Annotated in this window: 8 protein-coding genes; 6 read left to right on the top strand and 2 right to left on the bottom strand. The window is 64.1% G+C overall.

The window, feature by feature from the left end; genetic code table 11:
• The 3 genes from DH10_RS11195 to DH10_RS11185 all read left to right on the top strand — a co-directional run.
• Positions 1–549 (top strand): ABC transporter permease subunit (locus DH10_RS11195; protein WP_192384720.1); only part of this gene is annotated, 549 nt, incomplete at its 5' end.
• Entirely contained in the window at positions 546–1,334 is a 789-nt protein-coding gene (gene thiQ / locus DH10_RS11190) for a thiamine ABC transporter ATP-binding protein (RefSeq protein WP_192247126.1), read from the top strand. The genes DH10_RS11195 and thiQ, both read left to right, overlap by 4 nt.
• Before the next feature lie 180 nt (positions 1,335–1,514).
• Positions 1,515–2,957, top strand: a complete 1,443-nt coding sequence (locus DH10_RS11185) for a M48 family metalloprotease (RefSeq protein ID WP_192247124.1) — start codon at positions 1,515–1,517, stop codon at positions 2,955–2,957.
• A 93-nt stretch (positions 2,958–3,050) separates the two neighbouring features.
• Here the strand turns inward: DH10_RS11185 and DH10_RS11180 are convergent, their stop codons facing one another.
• Positions 3,051–5,483 (bottom strand): caspase family protein, encoded by a 2,433-nt coding sequence (locus tag DH10_RS11180; RefSeq protein ID WP_192247123.1) that lies wholly within the window; start codon positions 5,481–5,483, stop codon positions 3,051–3,053.
• Positions 5,484–5,651: 168 nt separating this feature from the next.
• Positions 5,652–6,515 carry an RNA polymerase factor sigma-32 gene (locus DH10_RS11175; protein WP_192247121.1) on the bottom strand — a complete coding sequence of 288 codons (864 nt, stop codon included), beginning with the start codon at positions 6,513–6,515 and terminating at the stop codon, positions 5,652–5,654.
• A 307-nt stretch (positions 6,516–6,822) separates the two neighbouring features.
• Between DH10_RS11175 and DH10_RS11170 the strand changes: the two genes are divergently transcribed.
• From DH10_RS11170 to DH10_RS11160, 3 genes are all read left to right on the top strand, one after another.
• Entirely contained in the window at positions 6,823–7,596 is a 774-nt protein-coding gene (locus tag DH10_RS11170; RefSeq protein ID WP_192247118.1) for an amino acid ABC transporter substrate-binding protein, read from the top strand.
• Between the two features lie 116 nt (positions 7,597–7,712).
• Complete coding sequence (locus tag DH10_RS11165; RefSeq protein WP_192247116.1) at positions 7,713–8,393, top strand: ABC transporter permease subunit; 681 nt, start codon at positions 7,713–7,715, stop codon at positions 8,391–8,393.
• The coding region (locus tag DH10_RS11160; protein ID WP_192384719.1) for an ATP-binding cassette domain-containing protein at positions 8,390–8,828 on the top strand (439 nt) is incomplete at its 3' end. The genes DH10_RS11165 and DH10_RS11160, both read left to right, overlap by 4 nt.

Genomic DNA, 8,828 nt, shown 5'->3' with positions numbered 1-8,828 from the left:
CGCGCGTTGGCCTTGCGGCGTGCGGGCAGCGCTACGTCGCTGCTCGAGCATGCCGCCGACACCGGCGCCGGTTTCGTGCTCGTCGTGCCGCCGATCGTGGTCGGCGCCGGCTGGTTCCTGGCTTTGCGCAACATCACGGATGTGTTCGCCATCGCACCCGTCATGGTCGTTGCCGTCAACGCGGTTATGGCGATGCCGTTCGCCATCCGCGCCGTTCGCCCGGCCTACGACGCGGCGAGCGAGCGCCATGAGCGGCTCTGCCTGGCGCTCGGCATTTCCGGCTGGAACCGGCTACGCCTGGTCGACTGGCCTTCGCTTCGGCGGCCTTTAGCCACCGGCTTTGCCTTCGCCATGGCGCTGTCGCTCGGCGACCTCGGCGTGATCGCGCTGTTCGGCAGCGATTCGGTGCAGACCTTGCCCTATCTCTTGCTCGCGCGCATGGGCAGCTACCGGACCGCCGACGCCGCGGGGCTTGCCTTGCTGCTCGGCCTCGTTTGCCTGATGCTGGTTATCGCCGCCGACTGGCTGGGGCGGGAAGCAAAGGCATGACAACGGCAAACAATGGCATAGCGGCGGAGAAGGCGCTGGCCGTGACGCTGGACGACGTTTCGTTCAGCTATAGCGAGGCATCGTTCGGCTTCGATGCCGAATTCGCCGCCGGCAGGATCACCGCTGTCATGGGGCCGAGCGGTTCAGGCAAGTCGACGCTGCTCAATCTGGTCGCCGGCTTCGAATCGCCCGGCGCCGGCAAGGTGCTGATCGGCGGAATCGATGTCGGCGACACTGCGCCTTCCGCGCGGCCGGTGTCGATGGTGTTCCAGGAAAACAATCTGTTTGCCCATCTTTCGGTCGAAGGCAATGTCGGGCTCGGCCGCTCGCCATCGCTCAAGCTCTCTGCCGCCGACCGCCATGCGGTGTCGGAGGCGCTGGCGCGCGTCGGCCTTGCCGGCAAGGAGAAGCGGCTGCCGCGCGAGCTTTCGGGCGGCGAGCGGCAGCGCGTCGCGCTGGCAAGGGTGCTCCTGCGCGACCGTCCGGTGCTGCTGCTCGACGAGCCTTTCGCCTCGCTCGGCCCTGCACTGCGCGACGACATGCTCGACCTTGTGGCCGGCATCCATGCCGAGCGGCAGATGACGGTGCTTTTCGTCACGCACCAGCCGGAGGACGCGCGCCGCATCGGCCAGGAGATAGTGTTTGTCGACGAGGGCAGGGTCGCGGCAACGGGGTCGGCCGCCGATTTCTTCGACGGCTCTGGACCGGACGCCTTCCGGCGCTATATCGGCGATCGAGGCGGCAGCGTTGCCGGATCACAACATATTGCCCGGAAGCGGACATAATTTACGGCCAAACCGGCTGCGGGTAATCCGGCGTTTGCTTGCCTTGTCCGGGGGAGTGTGGCTAGGTCCGGCCATGCTGGTCCGGAGTGGCCGTGATTTGCCGAAAGATTTCGAAAGGAAGCCGATCTGACGACCGGCATCGAGAGTGCGTGGACGAGGCCGCTGGCGCGATTTTTCGCGATGGCCGGCTTTGCCGTGGCGCTGGCGAGCTGCCAGATGTTCACACCGCCGGACGTGCAGGAGTCCGGTTTCCAGCCCTCGGATAAGCCGATCACGGTCGACAATGTCGTCGCCAACGCCAAGCTTGCCGAGATGGCGAAAGCGCAGCATCCGCGAATTCTCGCCACCTATGGCGGCGAATATTCCGATCCGAAGCTCGAGCGCATGGTGGCCAAGGTCGTCGGCAATTTGACGGTGGTGTCGGCCAACCCGACGCAGACCTATCGCATCACCATTCTCAATTCGCCCAACGTCAACGCCTTCGCGCTGCCGGGCGGCTATCTCTATGTCACGCGCGGGCTCTTGGCGCTGGCCAACGATTCCTCGGAGCTCGCGGCCGTCATCGCGCATGAGATGGGCCACGTCACCGCCAATCACGGCCTGCAGCGGCAGCAGCTCGAGGCCGAGGAGGGATTGGCGACCAAGGTCGTCTCCGATGTGCTCGGCGACAGCCCGACAGCCAAGGCCGCACTCATCCGCGGCAAGCTGAAGCTGGCGCAATTCTCGCGCAACCAGGAACTTCAGGCCGACGCCATCGGCATCAAGTCGATCGGCGAGGCTGGCTACGATCCCTACGCGGCCGGCCGCTTCCTGCAGTCGATGTCGGCTTATACCGATTTCCGCTCGGTCAGCGGCGCCACCGATGCCAGCCTCGACTTCCTGGCCACGCATCCCAACACGCCGCAGCGCATCGAGCTGGCGCAGCGCCTCGCCCGCAATTTCGGCCCGCCCGGTGTCGGCACGCGCGACCGCGACGCCTTCCTCGCTGGCATAGACGGCCTGCTCTACGGCGACACGCCGGAAGAAGGCTATGTGCGCGGGCAGACCTTCCTGCATCCGGGCCTTGGCGTGTCGTTCTCCGTGCCGGACGGCTTCGTCATCGACAATTCGGCGGCCGCCGTGACCGCGACCGGTCCGGGCGACATCGCCATCCGCTTCGACGGCGTGGCGATCAACAAGTCGGTCTCGCTGACCGACTACATCCGCAGCGGCTGGGTCGCCGGACTGGACGACTCGACTGTCCGCCAGGAAATGGTCAACGGCAACGAGGCGGCGATGGCGCATGCAACCGCGCAAGGGTGGCAGTTCGATATCGCGGTGATCCGCGCCGGCGGGCAGGTCTACCGGCTGCTGACCGCCGCACCTTCGGCCAGCACCGCGCTGGAGCCGGTCGCGCGCTCTGTCAGCGGTTCGTTCCGCACGTTGAGCGCAACCGAGAAGGCGGCGCTGAAGCCGCTGCATATCCGGGTGGTCACCGTGCAGCCCGGCCAGAACATGGGCACGCTTGCCGCCCAGATGGTCGGCGTCGACCGCAAGCTCGACCTCTTCCGCGTGCTGAATGCAATGTCGCCCGGCGCGACCGTGTCGGCCGGCGACAAGGTCAAGATCGTCACCGACAAATAGGGCCGGCGGCCGCGTTCGGGCAGCTTGCGCCGGGAAACGGCTCGACGCTGTCTATTCGGTCGGCCCCGCGCAGGCCATCGCTGCTGCTATCCGTCAGAACCCTGTGCTGACGCTGTCGAAACCGCTGGTGCTGCCGATATCAGAGGTGCCGGTGCTGCCGGTATCAGAGGTGCCGGTGCTGCCAGTATCAGAGGTGCCGGTGCTGCCGGTGTCGGAGCTGCCGCTGCTGCTGTCAGAGCTGCCGCTGTCAGAGCCGCCGCTATTGCCGCCGCGGGGTTCGGGATGATCGCCGCCACTGCCGCGCCAGAGCGCCGGTCCGGTATCTTTCTGTATTGGTTTGACCGGTGTCGAGGTGATCGGTGGCGTCGTTGGCGTGGGTATTTGGACCACCTTTATCTTCGTGATTATTTTCCGCACGACCTTGGGCTTGCACACCGCGACCACTAAGGCGCTGCGCGCGGGGAGACCGAGAATGCTCATCGAATACGCGTCTTGCCGCTCGATGCCGGCTCTGAGGAAAGCCAAGGCGCGGGCCGGGTCGGCGGGCACCCCATTGCGGCCCTCCTGGAAGATCACTGCCAGATCGTTCATGGCGTTGATCTGGCCCATCGCCGCTGCCTTGAGCAGCAGGTCCAAGCCCTTGCGTGTATCGCGCTCGACGCCGAGACCGTTGAACAAGGCGCGTCCCCAGGCGGCCATCGCGTAAGGGTCTCCCTTGTCGGACGCTTCCGAGTAGAAGCCGTTTGCTTTCGTGAAATCCACGGCCGTTCCAATTCCGGACGAAGCGACATAGCCGAGCTCGAAGACGGCCCGGACATGTCCCTTGTCGGCAGCATCCTGAATGGCCTTCCTGGCCTCGTCGACCTTGCCGGCTGCCAGCAGCGCCCGTCCGAGTGCGTAGTGGAAGCGGGCGACATCGGGATAGGCCTTCACTGCCGCCTCGCAGGCTTCCACTGCTCCGCCGCCGATCTCGTTCGGCAGCCTGCCGGGGGCGACGCCCTGCAGGTCGAGCGGCTCTCCCGCTGCCTGATCGCAAGGGTCGATGCTTGGCGACAGCTTCATCGTCGCCGGCTTGGACGCGTTGCCGGCGCGGATTTCGAAGCCGACCTCGACGGGAGCTGCCGAGCCGATCTGCGGTTCGTAACGCAAATGGTCGACTTCATCGGCCATCAGGCTTGAATCCGGAGACAAGGTCCGATCCGGCAGGGACAGCGTTCCGGTTGCCGGATAGTTCGCGAGCTTCAGGCTGACGGCGGGATCCTTGGTCGGGAAATCCAGCTTCAGCGGCACCGGCCCGACACCGACAGGGACGCTGACGTCACGGTTCTCGATTGCCTCGGCGACCCCGGTGATGCGGAGGCCGCGCTCCAATCTTTGTTGCTTCTGCTCGGCCTTGAGCGAGGCCATGATCTGCTGGCCCTCGGCATTCTCGCCGTTCTTGACCCGCAACAACAGGATGCCCTGGGATTCGCCGCCCCAGTCGTTATGGGTAATGTAGGCCAGCGTATCCACTTGCTCCGACGCGCCAACCACCTTGGGCGCGTCCATCTTCAGACGCGGCAAATCCTTGCCCTGTATCGGCCTGCCAATTGCGACCGGCTTGCCATCCAGCATCAGGCGTCCGAACGCCGGCGCCTTCTCGATGCTGACAGTCACCGCGGCGCCATCGACATCCAGCGGTTCCGGCAGGCCCAGCGCGACAGGCCCGACGCCCGACGGCACGACTTTCTCCAGCACCGGCGGCAGCGCTGGGCGGCTGGCGCGGCGCATCAGCACCACCTCGTCGATCAGCGAGGAATTCTCCCAGGGGACCTGCCTGCCTTTGGTGGCCGCGACCACGTCGCGACGTACGGCGGCCATCACCGTGCGGATCTCCTGGTTCGGCGCCAGCGCTCGGCGGGAAAAGGCGGACGAAAACGGGCTGAGGTCCCCCGTGCCGTCATAGGCGATCGCACCAGGCCCGGTGGCGAAGGCAATGAGCGTGTTTTGCGAGCTTTTCACCTCAGCGAGCCCTGTGCCGCTGGCAGCGATCAGCTGGTCCCTGAGCCAATAGTCCTTGCGCGGGAACGGATTGTTGCGACAGGCATCCAGGATGACGATCTGGATCTTCGATTTGGATCGCAGTTGCTCCAGTATGTCGTCGAGCTTGATCGCCTGGACTTCGATGTCCGCGGCTTCCTTGAGCGAGGCATCGACCGGGATCAGGAAATTCTCGCCGCCGATCTGCAAGCCGTGGCCGGAATAATAGACGACCGCCAAATCGGCGCCGTCCGCCGCGGCGAGATAGTTGCGGAACCGCTCCTCGAACTGAAGCTTGGTGACGTCCTTGGCGACGAACACCTGGAAACCGGCCAGACGGAACGTCTTCGAGACATCCTCGGCCTCCGTGTCCGGATTCCTGAGGGCCGGAATGTTTCGGTATTCGGAATTGCCGATCACAAAGGCAACCCTGCGATCGGCGTGAGCTTCGAACGCCGTGAAGCTCACGAGGATCAAGGCCGCAAGGAAGGCGCAACATCGCAGCATGGCAAATCCCCCATACACATGATCTGTTGATTCAACAAAGACCAGTTGCGGCACGCGGGTCTGTTAAAGAATTCACAATACGCACATATGGAAAAGAAGAAAACCTGCTGCGACGACGATATATTTTATTTGATAAAATATCTCACAGTAACAACTTGAAGTTGTTACTCAGGCTGCTTCCGCCAGGAATTCAGGGTTCTGTTTGACCAGTGCCGCCCGCAGCTTCTCCATGGCCCGCGCTTCGATCTGGCGGACGCGCTCCTTGGAGATGCCGAGCGCCTCGCCGAGCGATTCCAGGGTGGCGCCGTCGTCGCTCAGCCGGCGCTCCTCGATGATCCGGAGCTCGCGCGCATTGAGCGCGCCGAGCGCGCTCTTCAGCCAGACCGCGCGGCGCTCGATATCGATCGTTTCGCCGACGACCTCGTCGGGGAGCGGATCCTCCGAGACCAGGAAATCCATCCGCTCGGCGGCGCCGTTCTCGTCGGCGAGCGGGGTGTTGAGGGAGCTGTCGGGAGCCGAAAGGCGCGAATCCATCATCGCCACGTCGGCTTCCGGCACGCCGAGCGCGGCCGAGACCTCGCGATAGAGCGAGGCGTTGGAGATCGGCTCGGCGCCGTTGGCGAGCCGCGCGCGCAATCTTCTCAAATTGAAGAACAGCGCCTTCTGCGCCGAGCTCGTCCCGCCACGCACGATCGACCAGTTGCGCAGGATATAGTCCTGCATCGAAGCGCGGATCCACCAGGTGGCATAGGTCGAGAAACGCACTTCGCGGGCGGGCTCGAAGCGGGCCGCGGCTTCCAGCAGGCCGACATGGCCTTCCTGGATCAGGTCGCCGAGCGGCAGGCCGTAATGGCGGAATTTAGAAGCCATCGAAATCACTAGGCGCATATGGGCGACGGTGATCAGATGCAGCGCGTCCTGGTCGTTTTTTTCCCTCCAGCGTATGGCCAGGAGATGCTCCTCGTCGCGCTCGAGATAGGGAGCCTTCATTGCCGCCCGGACCAGTGTCCGCCCTGCCACATCCTCGATCATGCCGGCTCCTCTTGGAGGTCGTTGCGCCGATGGCGGTTGAAAAGACGCTGCCGCGCCCTACAACAGCCTGCAACGTGTCAGGCGCATGGATGGTTCCGTTGCGGCGGAGGCGCGCATGCAGTGCGCCACGCACGGTTTTGTTATCGACCCGGGGCGTTCGCCTGTTGTGATTTGCGTTGATATTGAGGACCAGATTTCTGGCTGAGCCAATTTTTGAAATCTGGTTCCTTATTTCGCGGACATCTATCTGTCAGTTTGCGGCTCTCACAATGCGCCGGGGCACCGGTCAAAACGGGATCACAGAAAAATGAAATGGCTCAAATCGCTCCTCGTCGCCGGAACGCTGCAGGTTCTGGCGGTTACAGCCGGTCACGCCGGCGCCAATCTCGACCAGATCAAGCAGGCAGGGGTCATCAAGGTCGGCACGGAGGGCACCTACGCACCCTTCACCTATCATGACGAATCCGGCGCGCTGGTCGGCTTCGACGTCGAGATCGCCAAAGCGATCGCCGAGAAGCTCGGCGTCAAGGCCCAGTTCCTCGAAGGCAAGTGGGACGGCCTGATCGCCGGTCTCGACGCCAACCGCTACGACGCCGTCATCAATGAGGTCGGCATCACCGACGCGCGCAAGGCCAAGTATGATTTCTCCGATCCCTACATCGCCTCCAAGGCGGTGCTGATTGTGCGCGGCGACGAAACCGAGATAAAGACCTTCGCCGATCTCAAGGGCAAGAAAGCGGCACAGTCGCTGACCTCGAATTTCGGCAAGCTCGCCGAGAAGAACGGCGCCGAGCTGGTCGGCACCGACGGCTTCGACCAGTCGATCCAGCTGCTGCTCACGGGCCGCGCCGACGCCACCATCAACGACAGCCTGTCCTTCCTGGACTTCAAGAAGCATAAGCCCGACGCCAATGTGAAGATCGCCGCTCAGGAAGAGAACGCCGATTATTCCGGCGTCATCGTGCGCAAGGGCGACCCGGAACTGGTGGCGGCGATCAACAAGGCGCTGGCCGACATCAAGGCCGACGGCACCTACAAGAAGATCGCCGACACCTATTTCGGCCAGGACGTCTCGCAGTAAGACACAGCTTCGTTCTTTTGATCCCGGCGGGTCGTCTTTGACGGCCCGCCGGTTTTTGCGTGATAGTCATCCAAATACCGGGCAGACGCTTTCGCATCCGGAAAAGAGAGGGCTTCGTGCCGCATTGGTTGCAATTGATGCTGGAATCATTGCCGACGCTGCTATGGGCGGCATTGATCTTCACCGTGCCGCTGACGCTGCTGTCCTTCGCCTTGGGGCTTATCGCCGGGCTGGCCACGGCGCTGATCAGGCTGTTCGGCCCGAAGCCGCTGGTCGCGCTCGCCCGGTTCTATGTCTGGATCTTTCGCGGCACGCCGCTCTTGGTGCAGCTGTTTTTGATCTTCTACGGCCTGCCGTCGGTCGGCGTCCTGCTCGATGCTTTTCCCGCCGCGCTGATCGGCTTCACGCTCAACATCGGCGCCTACACGTCGGAGATCATCCGCGCCGTCATCGGCTCGGTGCCGAAAGGGCAATGGGAGGCTTCCTACTCGATCGGCATGACCTGGAGCCAGGCGATGCGGCGCACGATCCTCCCACAAGCAGGCCGCGTCGCGGTGCCGCCGCTCTCCAATACCTTCATCTCGCTGGTCAAGGACACCTCGCTCGCGGCGGCAATAACGGTGCCCGAGATGTTCCAGGCGGCGCAACGCGTGGTCGCCACCACCTATGAGCCGCTGATCCTCTATGTCGAGGCGGCTGCGCTCTATCTGGCGATGAGCTCGGTGCTGTCGGCGCTGCAGGCGCGGCTGGAGGTGCGGCTCAACCGCTATGGCGGCTTCCTGGAGGCCAATGCATGATCGGCCTCACCAACATCGAGAAGCGCTTCGGCGACAATCTTGTCCTGAAAGGTGTCACCGTCAGCATCGACGAAGGCAGCGTCACGGCGCTGGTCGGGCCTTCGGGCGGGGGAAAAAGCACGCTTTTGCGCTGCATCAATCTCTTGGAGGTTCCGACCTCCGGCACCTTGCGCATCGGCGACGAGACGCTTGTGTTCCGGCCCGGCGGCAAGGTTCCGGCGGCGGATGTCCAGCGCGTGCGCCTGCAGACCGGCATGGTGTTCCAGAACTTCCAGCTCTTTCCGCATCGCACCGCGATTGAGAACGTCATGGAAGGGCTGGTGACGGTGCTGAAATGGCCGCAGGCGCGGGCGCGCGAGCGGGCGACGGCGCTGCTCGAAAAGGTCGGCATGGCGCACAAGGCCGATGCCTGGCCGGCGACGCTGTCCGGCGGCC

The organism is Mesorhizobium silamurunense (genome assembly GCF_014843825.1).
Taxonomy (GTDB): Bacteria; Pseudomonadota; Alphaproteobacteria; order Rhizobiales; family Rhizobiaceae; genus Mesorhizobium; species Mesorhizobium silamurunense.
Note: the sequence above shows the minus strand (reverse complement) of the source record. Positions and strands in the feature narration are given on the sequence as shown.